This is a genomic window from Methylocella silvestris (assembly GCF_002891535.1).
Classification (GTDB): domain Bacteria; phylum Pseudomonadota; class Alphaproteobacteria; order Rhizobiales; family Beijerinckiaceae; genus Methylocapsa; species Methylocapsa silvestris_A.
Genome location: NZ_PDZR01000062.1, coordinates 1 through 926, shown reverse-complemented (window position 1 = coordinate 926; position 926 = coordinate 1). Strand labels below are relative to the sequence as shown.

Here is a 926-nt window from a genome sequence, read left to right as displayed (position 1 = left end):
CCGCTGGTCGTCGCCAGCCGCACAGCTTCCTTTTCAAAGTCCGCCGTGAAACGGCGCTGCTGCTTCCCCATCGCGGTTTCCTTTCAAATCTCAGGAAACCTCTCCATTTTTCCGGGGCAAGTCCATTGTGTGCTATCTTCTGAAACGACGACGACCGAGATTGCTTTAGCGCGAGTGAGCCAGGGCAAAGCCGCTAGCACCGCGCGCGTTGCGGCCTCTCCTTCTTTCCAGGCAATAGCGACATGAGCATCGATTGGCAGGCTCGTATTTTGTGGCGTTAGCAGGAACGGCCGTCCTGTCTCGAAAATTGCCGCATGGAGCGCTTCACGGCCATCGGCAGTATGAGGTGGATGACGCGCCGGGTCTGGCTTCCCGAGGACGATCAGATTCGCTGTCCGACCCAGTTTGGCGACTTGAGCGCGCAGGTCTCCAAGAACATCGAGCCATACAGCAGCTGGACGGGCCGCTCCAGTGTTCCCGCCGCCAACCGACCACGCGTCGAAAGCCGCCTTAACTGCGGATGCTTCTTGAGCGTTACTGTCATCAATTTCCTTTCGCCGCGCATCGGAGAGAATCTCTTCTCCTACGATAATGGTCGCCAGCGGGTTGATCCTGACGTGAATCACATCGATACGCTCCGCCTGTTCGACGTCCGCCGCCACATCGGCCATCGATAGAGTCGCGGCCGCGGAGGCCTCATGTGTCAAAGCTACGAGAATGCTATTCGCCATTTTTCGCTTTCGCGCTTTATCTATCGTCAAGAATGAGCTGCCTGTAGATTGATGCCTGTCGCGGCCATATAGCCGAGCCAAACAAACAACAGACAGAGAAACACCGACACAGCGACATATACGCCGGCGCGAAGAAATTCGCCCGATTGAGCAAGCTCTAATGTCTGGAGGCTAAATGAAGAGAAGGTCGTGACC

At 56.5% G+C, this 926-nt stretch carries 2 protein-coding genes; both read right to left on the bottom strand.

All coding sequences use genetic code 11. The features are described from left to right. Positions 1-83 precede the first annotated feature (83 nt). On the bottom strand, positions 84-671 hold the full coding sequence (locus tag CR492_RS20635) for a hypothetical protein (RefSeq protein WP_146030353.1): 588 nt from the start codon (positions 669-671) through the stop codon (positions 84-86). Between the two features lie 86 nt (positions 672-757). Beyond that, positions 758-926, bottom strand: a 169-nt coding sequence (locus CR492_RS20225; protein ID WP_180982649.1) for a CrcB family protein, incomplete at its 5' end; no start/stop codon positions are given.

Coding starts and splice junctions, on each gene's coding strand:
- CR492_RS20635 (WP_146030353.1), bottom strand. CDS start 671: ATGGCCGATGTGGCGGCGGACGTCGAACAGGCGGAGCGTATCGATGTG.